15 protein-coding genes are annotated in these 15,008 nt (G+C 65.6%); 9 read left to right on the top strand and 6 right to left on the bottom strand.

Going from position 1 to position 15,008, the window contains the following annotated elements; genetic code table 11:
* Nucleotide 1: 1 nt before the first annotated feature.
* Nucleotides 2-937 carry a phosphate acetyltransferase gene (locus tag MY55_RS09930; protein ID WP_043576682.1) on the top strand — a complete coding sequence of 312 codons (936 nt, stop codon included), beginning with the start codon at nucleotides 2-4 and terminating at the stop codon, nucleotides 935-937.
* Nucleotides 934-2,085, top strand: a complete 1,152-nt coding sequence (locus MY55_RS09925) for an acetate/propionate family kinase (protein WP_043576685.1) — start codon at nucleotides 934-936, stop codon at nucleotides 2,083-2,085. Before MY55_RS09930 ends, MY55_RS09925 begins: the two co-directional genes overlap by 4 nt.
* Nucleotides 2,086-2,189: 104 nt before the next feature.
* Here the strand turns inward: MY55_RS09925 and rpsT are convergent, their stop codons facing one another.
* Nucleotides 2,190-2,453 (bottom strand): 30S ribosomal protein S20, encoded by a 264-nt coding sequence (rpsT, locus tag MY55_RS09920; protein WP_043576687.1) that lies wholly within the window; start codon nucleotides 2,451-2,453, stop codon nucleotides 2,190-2,192.
* 129 nt (nucleotides 2,454-2,582) lie between these two features.
* Between rpsT and murJ the strand changes: the two genes are divergently transcribed.
* From murJ to queF, 3 genes are read left to right on the top strand one after another with little or no spacing between them, the layout of a single operon-like run.
* A complete protein-coding gene (gene murJ / locus MY55_RS09915; protein WP_065202315.1) occupies nucleotides 2,583-4,118 on the top strand; it encodes a murein biosynthesis integral membrane protein MurJ in 1,536 nt (511 codons plus the stop codon).
* 2 nt (nucleotides 4,119-4,120) lie between these two features.
* The gene (locus MY55_RS09910; protein ID WP_052258109.1) at nucleotides 4,121-4,879 is read left to right on the top strand and encodes a CPBP family glutamic-type intramembrane protease; all 759 of its coding nucleotides are present in this window, start codon (nucleotides 4,121-4,123) and stop codon (nucleotides 4,877-4,879) included.
* An 11-nt stretch (nucleotides 4,880-4,890) separates the two neighbouring features.
* A complete protein-coding gene (queF, locus tag MY55_RS09905) occupies nucleotides 4,891-5,727 on the top strand; it encodes an NADPH-dependent 7-cyano-7-deazaguanine reductase QueF (protein ID WP_047236557.1) in 837 nt (278 codons plus the stop codon).
* 67 nt (nucleotides 5,728-5,794) lie between these two features.
* Here queF and MY55_RS09900 read toward each other — a convergent pair whose 3' ends face one another.
* Complete coding sequence (locus MY55_RS09900; protein WP_047236558.1) at nucleotides 5,795-6,472, bottom strand: pseudouridine synthase; 678 nt, start codon at nucleotides 6,470-6,472, stop codon at nucleotides 5,795-5,797.
* A 150-nt stretch (nucleotides 6,473-6,622) separates the two neighbouring features.
* Between MY55_RS09900 and MY55_RS09895 the strand changes: the two genes are divergently transcribed.
* The gene (locus tag MY55_RS09895; protein WP_047236559.1) at nucleotides 6,623-7,330 is read left to right on the top strand and encodes an alanyl-tRNA editing protein; all 708 of its coding nucleotides are present in this window, start codon (nucleotides 6,623-6,625) and stop codon (nucleotides 7,328-7,330) included.
* 46 nt (nucleotides 7,331-7,376) lie between these two features.
* Here the strand turns inward: MY55_RS09895 and dtpA are convergent, their stop codons facing one another.
* Complete coding sequence (dtpA, locus tag MY55_RS09890) at nucleotides 7,377-8,864, bottom strand: dipeptide/tripeptide permease DtpA (protein WP_047236560.1); 1,488 nt, start codon at nucleotides 8,862-8,864, stop codon at nucleotides 7,377-7,379.
* Between the two features lie 530 nt (nucleotides 8,865-9,394).
* On the opposite strand from dtpA, the gene MY55_RS09885 reads away from it, so the two are divergent.
* Nucleotides 9,395-10,366 carry a hypothetical protein gene (locus tag MY55_RS09885; RefSeq protein ID WP_052258110.1) on the top strand — a complete coding sequence of 324 codons (972 nt, stop codon included), beginning with the start codon at nucleotides 9,395-9,397 and terminating at the stop codon, nucleotides 10,364-10,366.
* Here the strand turns inward: MY55_RS09885 and MY55_RS09880 are convergent.
* On the bottom strand, nucleotides 10,363-11,280 hold the full coding sequence (locus MY55_RS09880) for a LysR family transcriptional regulator (RefSeq protein WP_047236561.1): 918 nt from the start codon (nucleotides 11,278-11,280) through the stop codon (nucleotides 10,363-10,365). The genes MY55_RS09885 and MY55_RS09880 overlap by 4 nt on opposite strands.
* A 117-nt stretch (nucleotides 11,281-11,397) precedes the next feature.
* On the opposite strand from MY55_RS09880, the gene lysA reads away from it, so the two are divergent.
* A complete protein-coding gene (gene lysA / locus MY55_RS09875) occupies nucleotides 11,398-12,624 on the top strand; it encodes a diaminopimelate decarboxylase (RefSeq protein ID WP_065202314.1) in 1,227 nt (408 codons plus the stop codon).
* 70 nt (nucleotides 12,625-12,694) lie between these two features.
* Here lysA and MY55_RS23420 read toward each other — a convergent pair whose 3' ends face one another.
* Nucleotides 12,695-13,009 carry a BON domain-containing protein gene (locus MY55_RS23420; protein ID WP_052258111.1) on the bottom strand — a complete coding sequence of 105 codons (315 nt, stop codon included), beginning with the start codon at nucleotides 13,007-13,009 and terminating at the stop codon, nucleotides 12,695-12,697.
* Nucleotides 13,010-13,220: 211 nt separating this feature from the next.
* Here MY55_RS23420 and mltA point away from each other — a divergent pair, with 211 nt between their 5' ends.
* The gene (gene mltA / locus MY55_RS09865; RefSeq protein WP_047236562.1) at nucleotides 13,221-14,477 is read left to right on the top strand and encodes a murein transglycosylase A; all 1,257 of its coding nucleotides are present in this window, start codon (nucleotides 13,221-13,223) and stop codon (nucleotides 14,475-14,477) included.
* 100 nt (nucleotides 14,478-14,577) lie between these two features.
* Here mltA and MY55_RS09860 read toward each other — a convergent pair whose 3' ends face one another.
* Nucleotides 14,578-14,922, bottom strand: a complete 345-nt coding sequence (locus MY55_RS09860) for a hypothetical protein (RefSeq protein ID WP_043576707.1) — start codon at nucleotides 14,920-14,922, stop codon at nucleotides 14,578-14,580.
* Nucleotides 14,923-15,008 lie beyond the last annotated feature (86 nt).

The following is a 15,008-nucleotide window of genomic DNA, read 5'->3' as shown; positions in this document are numbered from 1 at the left end:
CATGACCCACGACGACCACGCTTTCGACGACATCCTGCAGCAAGCCCGCCAGCTGGGCGCCCTGCCAATGGCGGTGGCCCACCCCTGCAGCCGCGAATCGCTGCTGGGCGCGGTGGAGGCCGCCGAAAACGGCATCGCCACCCCCATCCTGGTGGCGCCGCTCGCCAAGCTGAAAAAACTGGCCGGCGAACTGGAAATCGACCTCAAGCGCTTCGAATGCATCGATGTCGAGCACAGCCACGCCGCCGCCGAACGGGCGGTTCAACTGGTGCGCGACGGCTACGCCGACATCCTGATGAAGGGCAGCCTGCACACCGACGAGTTCATGAGCGCGGCGCTCGCCCGCGATACCGGCATCCGCACCGACCGGCGCATCAGCCATGTCTGGGTGATGAAGGTGGAAAGCTACCCTCGCTACCTGTTCATCACCGACGCCGCGATCAATATCGAACCGGACCTGGTCACCAAGCGCGACATCTGCCAGAACGCCATCGACCTGACCCACGCGCTGGGCATTCCCTGCCCCAAAGTGGCGATACTGGCGGCGGTGGAAACCATCAATCCGGACATGCGCTCGACGCTGGACGCCGCCGCGCTGTGCAAAATGGCCGACCGCGGCCAGATCACCGGCGCGGTGCTGGACGGTCCGCTGGCCTTCGACAACGCCATCTCCAAGGAAGCCGCCCAGAGCAAGGGCATCGTCTCGGCGGTGGCCGGCGATCCGGACATCCTGCTGGTGCCGGACCTGGAGGCCGGCAATATGCTGGGCAAGCAGCTGACCTATCTGGCCAATGCCGCCTCCGCCGGCATCGTGATGGGCGCGCGCGTGCCGATGGTGCTGACCAGCCGCGCCGACGACGCCAGCGGCCGCCTCGCCTCCAGCGCCATCGCCAATCTGCTGGCCCACACTCGCCGGCAGGACGGAGAACGGCCATGAGCGCCTGCCTGCTGGCCATCAACGCCGGCTCGTCCACGCTGAAGTTCCGCGCGTTCAGCGCCGACGGACAAACGCTGCTGGCGCGCGGCATGGTGGACCGCTTCGGCGCCAAGGACGCCAGGCTGAGCCTGGCCGACGCCAAAGGCCAGCAACTGGACGAGCGCGGTCTCGGCGATGCCGCTCACGACACCGCGCTGGCGGCGGTGCTGCACGGCCTGGCCGACCAAGGCCTGGAAGCGCGGGCGCTGGCGCACCGGGTGGTGCACGGCGGCAGCCGCTTCCTGCAAGCGGTGAAGATAGACGCCGACGTCCGCGCCGCGCTGGACGACTACATCGCGCTGGCGCCGCTGCATCAGCCGGTCAGCCTGGAAGTGATCGACGCCTTCGCCGGCCTGGACAGCCGCCTGCCGCAAATCGCCTGCTTCGACACCGCCTTCCACGCCGGCCAGCCCGCCATCGCCACCCGCTTCGGCATCGCCCGCCACTGGCACGACGAAGGCGTGCGCCGCTACGGCTTTCACGGCCTCTCTTACGCCGCCATCGCCCGCCGCCTGCCGGAGGTGGGCCTCGCCCACGCCAAGGTGGTGGTGTGCCACCTGGGCAGCGGCGCCAGCGCCTGCGCGATCGAATCCGGCCAGAGCGTGGCGTCCAGCATGGGGTTTTCCGCGGTGGACGGCCTGATGATGGGCACCCGCCCCGGCTATATCGACCCCGAGGTGATCCTGTACTGGCAGGAGCACGAGGGCATGGGGGTGAAGGACGTGCGACGCGAGCTGTACAAGAACTCCGGCCTCTTGGGGGTATCGGGCATCTCCGCCGACATGCGCGAACTGCTGGCCAGCGAGCAGCCGGCCGCGCGCGAAGCGGTGGAGCTGTTCTGCTACCGCGCCGCGCGCGAGGCGGCCAGCCTGGCGGCGGCGCTGCGCGGGCTGGACGCGCTGGTTTTCACCGCCGGCATCGGCGAGCATTCCGCCGAGGTGCGCGCCAGGATACTGCAGCAGCTGTCCTGGCTGGGCTTCGAGCTGGACCACGCCGCCAACCTGGCGCACGCGCGCCGGCTCACCACTGCCGGCAGCCGCCTGCCGGCCTATGTGCTGCCCACCGACGAAGAAGGCGAAATGGCCCGCCAGGCGGCGCGGCTGCTGTAGGCGACGAAAAGCCCCCGCGGCGCGAAGCCGGCGGGGGCAGTTCCAAACACAAAAGGCCCCGCGTTGCGGAGCCTTTGCGTATTCTTTTCAGCCTGGGCTGAAGATCAGGCCATTGCCTTGACCTGAGCGGACAGACGGCTCTTGTGACGAGCGGCCTTGTTCTTGTGGAACACGCCCTTGTCTGCAATGCGGTCGATCACTTTTTCGGAAGCGTGGAATACTACCTTAGCGGCAGCCTTGTCACCGGCTTCGATTGCCTTGAGCACTTTCTTAACTGCGGTACGGAACGCAGTACGCAGGCTGGCGTTGTGCGCGCGCTGCTTAAGGGCTGTGCGTGCACGCTTGCGAGCTTGTGCGCTGTTAGCCATGAATCTATCTCCTGATGAGCGGAATCTGAAACTCGCGATTCTAAGCCCTAAACTCAGGTTTTGCAACAATAAACGGGCCGGCGTAAACTAGCGCCCTTGCTCAACCCGCCCTGTGTTGCCTAATTCCCAATGAACCTGCTCAAGGCTCTGGCTGCAGTCAGCAGCATGACCATGGTGTCCCGCGTCCTCGGCCTGGTCCGCGATACCCTGGTTGCACGAACTTTCGGCGCCGGCCTGTCCGCCGACGCTTTCAACGCCGCTTTCAAGATTCCCAACATGCTGCGCCGGCTGTTCGCCGAAGGCGCGTTTTCCCAGGCCTTCGTGCCGATACTGGGCGAATACAAGCAGAACAAGACCCACGAGGAAACCCGCGAGTTCGTCGCCAAGGTGACCGGCGTGCTGGGATCGGTGCTGCTGCTGGTGACCGCGATAGGCATGCTGTTCGCGCCGCTGATCATGTGGATCTCGGCGCCGGGCTTCTACCGCGAGCCGGCCAAGGCGGCGCTGTTCGCCGACATCCTCAGGGTGTCCTTTCCTTATATCTTTTTCATTTCGCTGTCGTCGATGACCGGCAGCATCCTCAACAGCTGGGGCAAGTTCTCGATCCCGGCTTTCACCCCCACCTTCCTGAACCTCAGCTTCATCGTGTTCACGCTGGCCTTCACCCACTACTTCCATCCGCCGATCATGGCGCTGGCCTGGGCGGTGTTCCTCGGCGGCTTGGTGCAGCTGGTATGGCAGCTGCCCTTCCTGAAACAGATAGGCATGCTGGCGCGTCCGGTGTTCGCCTTCCGCGATCCCGAAGTCTGGCGGGTGATCCGCCAGATGGGCCCGGCCATCTTCGGCGTGTCGGTAGCGCAGATCTCGCTGCTGATCAACTCCACCTTCGCCTCCTTCCTGCCCACCGGCAGCGTGTCGTGGATGTATTACGCCGACCGGCTGATGGAATTCCCGTCCGGCGTGCTGGGCGTGGCGCTCGGCACCATCCTGCTGCCGTCCCTGTCCAAGCACGCCGCCAGCAAGTCCGACGCCGAGTTCAGCGTGCTGCTGGACTGGGGCATCCGCCTGTCGCTGCTGTTGGCGGTGCCGGCCACCGTCGGCCTGGGCCTCTTGTCCGGCCCGCTGCTCTACACCATGTTCATGTACGGCAAGTTCAGCGCCCATGACGCGCTGATGTCGCAGCAGGCGGTGATCGCCTACTCCTTCGGCCTCCTGGGGCTGATCCTGGTGAAAGTGCTGGCGCCCGGCTTCTACGCGCGCCAGGACATCAAGACGCCGGTGCGCATCGCGGTGACCACGCTGATCGCCACCCAGGCGATGAACCTGGCCTTCGTGTTTCCGCTCAAGCACGCCGGCCTGGCGCTATCCATCGGCCTGGCCTCCTGCCTGAACGCCGGCCTGTTGATGCACACGCTGCAAAAACGCGGCATCTACCGCCCAGAGGCCGGCTGGAAAAGCTTCCTCGCCAAATTGGCCACCGCCATCGCGGCGATGGCCGCCGCGCTGCTGGCGGCGCAATGGCTGCTGCCGATAGACTGGCACGGCCACGCCTGGCTGCGCGCGCTGTGGCTGCTGCTGCTGGTCGTGATCGGCGCGGTGGTCTACTTCGCCGTGCTGTTCGCGCTGGGCTTCCGCCCGCGCCAATTCATGCGCCGCGAGCATTGAGCATGCGCCGGACGCTTGACTTGCTGCCGCGCGCCGAGCGCCAGGCGGCGGCGGTGCTGCTGGTCAGCAGCCTGTGCATGGTCTGGCTGCAGTATCCGGCCAACCGCTACTGGATGCTGGAAACCCTGGCGCTGGCGCAGCCCCGGGCGGCGGACGCCTTCCGCGCCGCCGTGATCGCCAATCCGCATACCGAGCTGTTCCGCGCCGCCTACTGGGCGCTGGCCAGCATCGCCGGCTATGCGCTGCTGCCGCTGCTGCACATCAAGTTGAAAGGCGAGCGGCTGGCCGACTACGGCGTAGCCTGGCCGGACCGCGCCGCGCTGAAAACCGACCTCAAGCTGTTTCCGCTGTTTTACGCGCTGATGCTGCCGCTGGTGTGGTGGGCGTCGGCGCAGCCCGGCTTTCTGGCGATCTACCCGTTCTTCCGCCTGAGCCCGGGCGAGACGCTGTGGCCGCACTGGCTGCTGTGGGAGCTGCTGTATTTCGCCCAATTCGCCGCGCTGGAGTTCTTCTTCCGCGGCTATATGGTGCACGGCCTGAAGCCGCGCCTCGGCTGGCTGGCGATTTTCGTGATGATCATTCCTTATTGCATGATCCATTTCGAAAAGCCGGCGCTGGAAAGCCTGGCCGCCATTCTCGCCGGCGCGGCGCTGGGCTGGCTCAGCTACCGCTATAAATCAATCTGGCTGGGCGTCGCGCTGCATTGCAGCGTGGCGCTGACCATGGACCTGATGGCGCTATGGCGCAAGGGCCTGCTGTAAAGGAAACCGATATGAGCACACACGCCACTCCCGAACATTCGCCGCTGGGCAAAACCGTCAGCTATCAGGATCAGTACGATTCCAGCCTGCTGTTCCCGATCGCGCGCCAGACCAAGCGCGACGAGATCGGCGTGGCGGAAGCCGCGCTGCCGTTTGCCGGCGTCGACATCTGGACCGGTTTCGAGCTGTCCTGGCTGAACGCGCGCGGCAAGCCGCAAGTCGGCATCGCCACCTTCCGCATCCCCGCCGCCAGCCCCCGGCTGATCGAGTCCAAATCGTTCAAGCTGTACCTGAACAGCTACAACCAGACGCGGATGGACAGCGTCAACGCCCTCGCCGCCCAACTGGCGCGCGACCTGACCGACGCCGCCGGCGCGGAAGTCGCCGTCTCCATCGCGCTGCCGCAAGCCTTCGCCGCCGAACAGGTACGCGAACTGGCAGGCGAGTACATCGACGACCTGGACATAGAGGTCGACCACTACGCGCCCTGCCCCGAGATTCTCAAAGCCGACGCCGCCGACATCGTCAGCGAAACCCTGTGCAGCAATCTGTTGAAATCCAACTGCCTGGTCACCGGCCAGCCGGACTGGGGCAGCGTCTCCATCCGCTACACCGGGCCGAAGATAGACCGCGAGGCGCTGCTGCGCTACCTGATCGGCTTCCGCCAGCACAATGAGTTCCACGAGCAATGCGTGGAGCGCATCTTCGTCGACGTGCTGCGCGCCTGCGCGCCGACCGAGCTCACCGTCTACGCCCGCTACACCCGCCGCGGCGGCCTGGACATCAACCCCTGGCGCAGCAACGCCGACGCCGCGCCGACGGACAATATCCGCACCGCGCGGCAGTAAGCGCCCGCGTTGGCCAAAACAAAAGGGATGCCTGCCGGCATCCCTTTTTTATGCGCCTGGCCCGGCGTCAGAACGGCGCCGGCGCCTCGAATTCCATTTCCTCGAAAGTCACCGGGTGGCGCAACACCAGCCGGGACGCGTGCAGCAGCAGGCGGTCGGCCTTGGCCAGCGCCTCCGGCGGCGCGTAGATGTCGTCGCCCAGGATCGGGTGGCCCATGTCCAGGTGCAGCATGTGCATGCGCAGCTGGTGGGCGCGGCCGGTTTGCGGGTCCAGCTCCACCCGGGTGATGTCGCGGCCGGTGTCGCGCGAAATCACGCGGAAATGGGTAATGGCTTCCTTGCCGTGCTCCAGGTCTACTTTCTGCCGCGGCCGGTTCGGCCAATCGATGAGCAGCGGCAGGTCGATGGTGCCGCTATTGTTCTCGACGATGCCGTCCACCACCGCGATGTAGCGCTTCTTGACCTTGCGCTCCATGAAGGCGATCGACAGCGCGCGCTGCATCTCGGGGCCGCGCCCCATCACCACCAGGCCGGAGGTGGCCATGTCCAGCCGGTGCACGGTCAGCGCGTCCGGATACGCCTTCTGCGCGCGGCTGATCAGGCAGTCGGCCTTGTCCTCGCCGCGCCCCGGCACCGATAGCAGGCCGCTCGGCTTATCCAGCACCAGGAGGCAGCTATCGGCGTAGATCACGGAAAGGCCGGTGTCCGGCGGCGGATTGTAGTGTTCCAGATTATGTCTTTGCATGGCTAACGGCTTTGAAAATCGATTGGCGGCGATTATCGGCGCTAAAGCCTTTCGCCACAAGCTGTTACCGTCTTTTCTCCGCGGCGCTGTCACTTGAAATCCCGGCGAGCTGCCGTCACCCTGTCCTGACAAGACGACAAAGGACGCATCATGACGGAACGCTTCTATCAAGACCCCTACCAGACCCGCCTGTCCACCCGCGTGCTGTCCCACGACGACGCGGGCTTGATCCTGGAAGACACGCTGTGCTACCCGCTGGGCGGCGGCCAGCCTGGAGACAGCGCCATGCTGACGCTGGCCGACGGCGCCGCGCTGCGCGTCGCCGACACCCGCCGCGACCGCGACACCCGCGCCATCCGGCACCAGACCGAGGGCGACGTCCGCCTCGCGCCGGGAACCGAGGTGACGCTGGAGCTGGACTGGGACCGCCGCCATCGCCACATGCGCATCCATACCTGTTTGCACCTGTTGTCGGTCGTGATCAAGGCCGGCGTCACCGGCGGCAATCTCACCGCCGAATCCGGCCGGCTCGATTTCGATCTGCCGGAGGGCATGGAGCTGGACAAGGACCAGATAGAGGCCGAGCTGAACCGGCTGGTGGCCGCCGACCTGCCGCTCGCGGTGAAAATGACCAGCGGCGAGGCGCTGAAGGCGCAGCCGGAGCTGATCAAGACCATGTCGGTGACGCCGCCCCTTCACCTGCCGGAAATCCGGCTGATCGAAGTGGAAGGCGTGGACCTGCAGCCCTGCGGCGGCACCCATGTGGCGCGCACCGGCGAAATCGGCCGGGTGCGGGTGAAAAAGATAGAGAGCAAGGGCGCGCGCAACAAGCGGGTGGTGGTGGAACTGGCGGATTAAGCGAAAACGGGAGCCTTGGCTCCCGTTTGCGCATGCGGCCGGCGGCTCAGCGCGCGTCCAGCGCCATTTCGTGTTCCGGCTGCTCCGGCTTCTCGTCCAGCGTCATCCGGTGCAGCCACGGCGCGATGATGATGGTGAGCAGCGCGATCGCCCCGGTCACCACGCCGATCTGGGTGAACACGCGGCTGTAGATCTCCAGCGTGGCCAGCGGGCTGGTGACGTTGTCCGGCGCGGCGGTCAGGCCCGCCACCCAGCCGGCGATCACCGACGACGCTGCCGAGGTCAGGAACCATGCGCCCATGATGAAGCCCATCAGACGCTGCGGCACCAATTGCGCCACCATCGCCAGGCCCAGGCCGGAAATCAGCAATTCGCCCACGCTCTGCAACAGATAGCTCAACACCATCCAGTTGGACGATACCAGGCCTTGCGCGTTGGCGTACTTGGCGCCCAGCGGCAGCACCAGGAAGGCGCCGGCGCACAGCACCATGCCGATCGCGAACTTGTGCGGCATCGGCAGCCGGTTGCCCAGCTTGTTGTAGCAGACGGCGAGCAAAGGGCTGGCCAGCATGATCCAGAACGGATTCAGCGATTGGAACTGCTCCGGCTGCACCGGGATGCCGAACAGCGTGTGCTCGGTATTGTGGATGGCGAAGAAGTTCAGCGACAGCGGCATCTGGTTGTACAGCACGAAGAATACCGTCGCCTGCAGCATCAGGATGGCGGCCACAATCATCTTCTTGCGCTCGGCGCCCTTCAGCAGCAGCGTTTCCTTCACGTACAGACCCACCACGCCGATCGACAGCGCGGCCAGCACCACGTTGGCGATGATCTCGTGCTTCAGCAGCAGCGCGGCGGCGCCACAGGCGACCACCACCCCGGCCAGCACCGCCAGCCAGGTGGACAGCTTGGGTTGGCGGAAGTCGGCGTCGGAACCGTAATGCTTCACCCAGCCCTGCATCAGCAGGAAGTTGGCGACAGTGATCAGCATGCCCACCACCGACAACGCGAAGGCGTGGGCGTAGCCGAACTTGTCGGCCAGCCACGGCGTGGCCAGCATCGACAGCAGCGAGCCGATGTTGATCGCCATGTAGTACATGGTGAAGGCGCCATCCAGCCGCGGATCGTTTTCCTCGTAGCACTTGGACAGCAGCGACGACGGGTTGGCCTTGAACAGGCCGTTGCCCACCGCGATGGTGCCCATGCCCAGGTAGAGCAGGCCGATATGCTCGGCCGACGCGGTCACCATCCCGTAGCCGGCGGCCAGCACCAGCGCGCCCAGCAGTATGGTCCGCTTGGTGCCCAGCACCTTGTCGCCCAGCCAGCCGCCGACGGCGATCAGGCCGTACACCAGCGCGATGAAGGACGAGAACAGCGTGAACGAGTCAGCCTCGCGCAGACCCAGCGCCTTGACGAGGTAGACGGCCAGAATGCCCTGCAGGCCGTAGAAACCGAAACGTTCCCAGAATTCGATCGAGAAGATCAGGTAAAACGGCTTGGGCTGCCGCAGGGGGTTGAGCGCGGTCGACGTCATGAATAAGTTCCTCGCGATGCCACGGCTGCGATGCCCTGAAGGGCCTCCACGGCGGCAACGACGACGACGGACGCTCAGCGCGCCGGCCGTTGCCGGTCGCGCCAAGATGGGACAGACAGTGGTCACTACTGAAAAATTAAGCAAACTTCCGCCATCAATCAGAAAAACACCGAAATTGCAGGCATCAATCGATGAAAGATAGCATTCAGGAACTATTGATGAAGCATATGGACCTTGCTGTCAATGCGGGATGCCGCCAACAGCCCAAAATATCCCAACAGCACTGGCAACATATAGTTAAGCATTAGATAATTTAACGTGGAAATTATTATTTTTCACAGCAAATACGATTTATATTTCTTTTTGTAAGAAATTTAAGCATTTAATTGCAATTTTAAGCGGCGCATTGAAATCACCCCCTTGCCGCCCCTGGCGGGTCCGGCATCGCACAACCTGGCCAAAAGAACAGGACAGCCGGCATCCCCACGGACTATTCCTCCAAGTACATGCCAGAAGAAAGGACGCCCGCCATGCCGCTGCCCCGCCTCAGCCTCGCGCTGCTGTGCCTGCTCGCCTTGCCAGTCCGCGCCGCGCCGAATCCGACTTTCGATCCCACCCCGCTGCCCTGGCAGGAACTGGCGGCCCGCCTGCGCCACACCTATTACACCGGCGGCGTCCACAATGAAAAATGGTGCCTGCCACCGTTCAACTGCACCTATCCGCGCAGCCCCGGCCAGCCCAGCAACCCGCTGTTCCCCAAATGGTGGGTCAGCGACTGGACCATGTACCGGGTGTTCAAGAACTACGAGCAATACCCGCCGCCGTACAGCTCTCCACCGGCCGGCCTGAGCCCCGACGATTATGAAGTGTCCTACGGCGCCAGCTACTACGACGCCAGCTACGTACCGGCCGACGGCGACGGCAAGGGCGCGATGATGGAACACTACGAGAAGCGCTGCTTGCCCATTTTTCCCGGCAGCAACCACTACAGCTGCAGCTTCGTCTCGCTGGGCAACAAGGCCTATTTCCTGACCTACGCCGACCGCCTGCCGGGCATGCCGCAATGCTGCCAGTTCTCGCTGAACAACCATCCGCCGCGGCAGGACTTCATCCGCCACCTGCCGTACAACAAGGCGGAAAGCAGCCACCTTGACAACAGCCTGCAAGCCTATTCGCGGCTGGTCGGTCCGCAGAAGATCCTGTTCGGCTACGCCTTCTACAAGCAGGCCGCCCCCGACGCCGACGGCGGCAAGCCTTATCGCCATCCGCAATCGTTCTACTTCTCCGGCGACCCCAGCCCGGAGCCGGACGCGCCCATCGTCAGCCAGAACTACAGCCACTTCCGCGCCGAAAAGCCCGATCCGGCGCAAACCTGGGACCAGGTGGCGCAAATGTGCCCGGCCAAGCCGCAGTGGTGCTGCCTGTTCGCCAGCGACTGTCCGGACAAGCCGGCTACGCCGGACGAAAACAATCCCAAGTCCTGGGCCACCGCCCGGCCCTAGGCCAGCAAGGCGGCCAGCAGCCGCTCTTGCGCGGCCGCTTGCCGCCGCAGCGAATCGGCGAAGCGTCCCGGCAGCGGCGACGCCGGCCGATATTGCGGCAGGGCCAGTTGCACGCTGAAGGGGATGGATGCGGCCAGCGGCCTAGCCACCAGGCCATCGCCGGCCTCGGCCAACGCGGTCAGCGGGTTGACGATGGCCACGCCCAGCCCCAGCCTCACCATCGCGCACACCGAGGCCGCGCTGTGGCTGGACAGCTGCATGCGCCGCGACACCCTCTCGCGCGCGAACCAGGCATCCACCTGCTGGCGGTAGCTGTCGCTGGCGGCCAGGCTGATGAAGGACAGCCCGGCGAAGTCGGCCGCCTCCAGCCTGCGCTTGGCCGCCAGCGGATGGCCAGCCGGCAGCACGCACACTTCATCGCCCTGCCACAGCGTCTGCGTCTGGCAACCGGCCGGCGCCTGCTGCTGCTCGGTCAGCCCCAGATCGAAGCGCTGCGCCGCCAGCCAATCCTCCAGCCATGGCGACTCCTGCGGGCTGATGTCTATGCCGACATCGGGAAATCCGGCGACAAAGTCGGCGCACGCTGCCGGCAGCAGCGTCTGGGCGAACACCGGCAGGCAGGCGATGGCGAGCTGGCCTCCGGCGAACTGGCGGATCGCCGCCGCGCTGCCGACGATGCGCTCCAGGCCGATGAAGCTGCGCTCCACTTCGGCAAACAGCTGCAAGGCTTGCTGGGTGGGCCGCAGCCGTCCCCGGCTGCGTTCGAACAGCGCCAGCCCCAGCAATTGCTCGCAACGCGCCAGCTCGCGGCTGACCGTGGGTTGCGAGGTATGCAGCAGCCGCGCGGCGCCGCTGACGCTGCCGCTGGTCATCACCGCGCGGAACACTTCGATATGACGCAGATTGACGGACACAGCCGCTCCCCCTGGAAATCAGCCCATATCATAAATGAAAGATATGGCCACAAATTGCTATTTTATTTTTATGGAAAAGCGGCTGATGATGGGAAAAACCCATCCGGAAGCCCCAGCATGCACGCATTCGACACCCGCCAGCTCGCCGCCATCGCCCAGCAATACGGCGCGCCGCTGTGGATCTACCACGCCGACACCATACGCCGGCGCATCGCCGAACTCTCGCACTTCGATACCATACGCTATGCGCAGAAAGCCAACTCCAACACCCACATCCTGCGCCTGATGCGCGAACAGGGCGTGAAAGTGGACGCGGTGTCGCTGGGCGAGATCGAACGCGCGCTGGCCGCCGGCTATCAGGGCGGCGCGCAAGCCGACATCATCTTCACCGCCGATGTGCTGGACCGCGCCACGCTGGCGCGGGTGGCGGAGCTTGGCATTCCGGTCAACGCCGGCTCGATAGACATGCTGAGCCAGCTGGGCGCGGCCTCCCCCGGCCACCCGGTATGGCTGCGCATCAATCCCGGCTTCGGCCACGGCCACAGCCAGAAAACCAATACCGGCGGCGAAAACAGCAAGCACGGCATCTGGCACGCCGATCTGGAGCTGGCGCTGGCGGAGATTCGCCGCCACCGGCTGCAACTGGTCGGCATCCACATGCACATCGGCTCCGGCGTCGACTACGGCCACCTGCAGCGGGTATGCGGCGCGATGGTGGAGCTGGTGCAGCGGCTGGATTGCGACATCGAGGCCATTTCGGCCGGCGGCGGCCTGTCCATCCCCTACCGCGACGGCGACGCCCGCATCGACGCCGATCATTACTTCGAGCTGTGGGACGAGGCGCGCCGCCAGATAGCCGACCGGCTCGGCCATCCGCTGCGGCTGGAAATCGAACCCGGCCGTTTTCTGGTAGCAGAATCCGGGGTGTTGCTCAGCGAGGTACGCGCGGTAAAAAACATGGGCAGCCGCCGCTTCGTGCTGGTGGATGCCGGCTTCAACGACCTGATGCGGCCGTCGCTTTATGGCAGCTACCACCACATCACCGTCCTCGATGCGCAGGGCGCGGCGAAATCCGGCAGCGTCGACACCGTGGTCGCCGGCCCGCTGTGCGAATCGGGCGATGTGTTCACCCAGCGCGAGGGCGGCACCGTGGAAGCCCGGCCGCTGCCGCCGGCCGCGGTCGGCGACCTGCTGCTGTTCCATGACGCCGGCGCCTACGGCGCGACGATGTCCTCCAACTACAACAGTCGGCCGCTGCTGGCCGAAGTGCTGGTGGATGGCGGCGCGGTGCGCCAGATCCGCCGCCGCCAGACCATGGCCGAGCTGCTGGCGCTGGAAGCCTGAGCCGCCGCCGGCAAACGTGAAAAAGCCGGGCAATGCCCGGCTTTTCGCGCATCCCGCCTGGATGGAAGACTCAGTTCTTCAGTTCCATCTTGTTGATCACGAACTTGACGCCCGGAATCTGCTCGGCGATCTGGCCGGCGCGGAACATCTGCTGGTCGTCGCTCATTTGGCCTTCGATCGTCACTTCGCTCTTGTTGCTGCTCACTTTCAGGCCCAGCGCCTTCAGTTCGGCATCGCTATCCAGCGCCTGCTTGACGGAGGCGGCCAGCTCGGCGTCGGTCGGCGCGGCAACCGCAACGGCGCCTTCGGCATAAGCCTGAGTGGCGAAGGCGCCCGAAAAGGCCAGTGCGGCCAACAGCAGGGTTTGGCTTGCAAAACGTTTCATCATTTTCTCCAGATTTCTCGCGACAAATGCCGGCTGGCGCAATTCCCATCCGGCGCACCACACGGAACGGCTCCATGTTAGCGATGAAACTTTTCCGTTTTGTTGCAGCTCAATGACACTGAGCTGACTGCGGCATTCCAGCGACACGCTGCGCGACCCGCAGGTTACAATCCATCCCATTCATCAAGAGAAGGCCGCCCGGCCAGTAGGCATGACCCATATCCTGTCCCCGAAACGCTGGCCGCTATGGCTGGCCTTGCTGCTTCTCGCCGGTTGCGGCACCACTACGCCGACCGGCAGCCTCCCCTCCCTCCCTAGCGCCGGCGGCGGCGACGCCAGCAGCCTGGCCGCCCTGCCCGCCTGGAACACCCAGACGCTGGGCGACACGCTGCAAGGCCTGCGGCAAAGCTGCAAGAGCCTGCAGAAAAAACCGGCTTGGCGCGGCGTGTGCCGCGAAGCCGGCCAGTTGGCCGACAACGATGGCGATGCGGTGCGCCGCTTCTTCGAAAACCGCTTCACCGCCTGGAAGCTGCGCGACGGCAACCGCGACAGCGGCCTGATCACCGGCTATTACGAGCCGCTGCTCAGCGGCAGCCGCACCCGCTCCGAGCGCACGCCGTGGCCGGTATACGGCGTGCCGCGCGACATGGTCAGCGTCGACGTGCCGATAAGCCAGCGCAATCGCGGCGCGCTGCGGGCCAGGCAAATCGGCCCGAACCGCCTGGCGCTGGCCGCCGGCGGCGATATCGAAGTCAACCCGGCTGATTTCCCGGCCGATCCGCGCGGCATCCGCCTGAAGGGCCGCTTGTCCGGCTCGCGCCTGCTGCCCTACTTCACCCGCGGCCAGATCAATCAGGGCAGCATCGCCGGCAGCGCGCCGGTGCTGGCCTGGGTGGAAGACCCGGTGGAGCTGTTCTTCCTGCAAGTGCAAGGCTCCGGCCGCATCCAGCTGGACGACGGCAGCTTCATCCACGTCGGCTTCGCCGACCAAAACGGCTATCCCTACCAGTCGATAGGCAAATGGCTGGTCGACCAGCGCCAGCTGACGCTCTCCGACGCGTCGATGCAAGGCATCAAGGACTGGCTCGCGCGCAATCCGCAACGCCGCGACGAGCTGTTCGCGGTGAATCCCAGCTACATCTTCTTCAAGACCACCCCGGGCGACAACGGCGGGCCGGTCGGCGCGCTGGGCGTGCCGCTGACCGGCGGCTACAGCATCGCGGTCGACCCCCGCTACATCCCGCTGGGCGCGCCGATCTATCTGTCCACCACCTGGCCGCACTCCGCCGAACCGCTGGTGCGGCTGGTCCACGCTCAGGACACCGGCAGCGCCATCAAGGGCGCGTTGCGCGCCGACCTGTTCTGGGGCTACGGCACCGAGGCTGGCATGTACGCCGGGCGGATGAAGCAGCAAGGCAGCTTGTGGCTGCTGCTGCCCAAGGGCCTGTCGCCGTCGGCGACGCTGTAAACGAGCGCGGGGGCCGCCCGCCCCCGCGTTTTCCTTCCGGCCCCAAGCGCAAGCCGCCCAGCCGGATCCGCACGCATTCGATGCTGGGCATCCGCCGCGCTCAGCCCTCCACCTGTTCGCCGATGCGGCCCAGCCGCTGCAGCCTGGCATTGATCGCGCCGCGGCTGCGGCCATGGTCGGCCGCGATCTGCTTCAGCGGCAAGCCGGAATCGAAAGCCTGCAGCAACTGGGTCTCCTCCAGCTCCGACCAGGGATGGCCGGCATGGTCTGGCGGCGCGCGCCGCGCCCGACCATCCATCATTTCCAGCGCCCGCGCCGCCAGAAACAAGGCCCGGATCACTTCGGGCTGATCAAACACCGCCAGCGGCGGCAAGGGTTGGCCCCCATCCGGATCGACTCCATTGGCGAGGGCTTCGATTATGCTGCGGGCTTCGGTTGGCGACATGCGCGGGCTCCCGGAAAACGCGATGGCGAGGCGAATGCTGGCGAAACAACCGCAAAATCATAGCAGCGCGAAGCCACCCGGCCGCC

This window comes from Chromobacterium subtsugae, assembly GCF_001676875.1.
In the GTDB taxonomy this organism is placed as follows: Bacteria; Pseudomonadota; Gammaproteobacteria; order Burkholderiales; family Chromobacteriaceae; genus Chromobacterium; species Chromobacterium subtsugae.
This window is presented reverse-complemented; position numbering and strand designations above follow the sequence as displayed.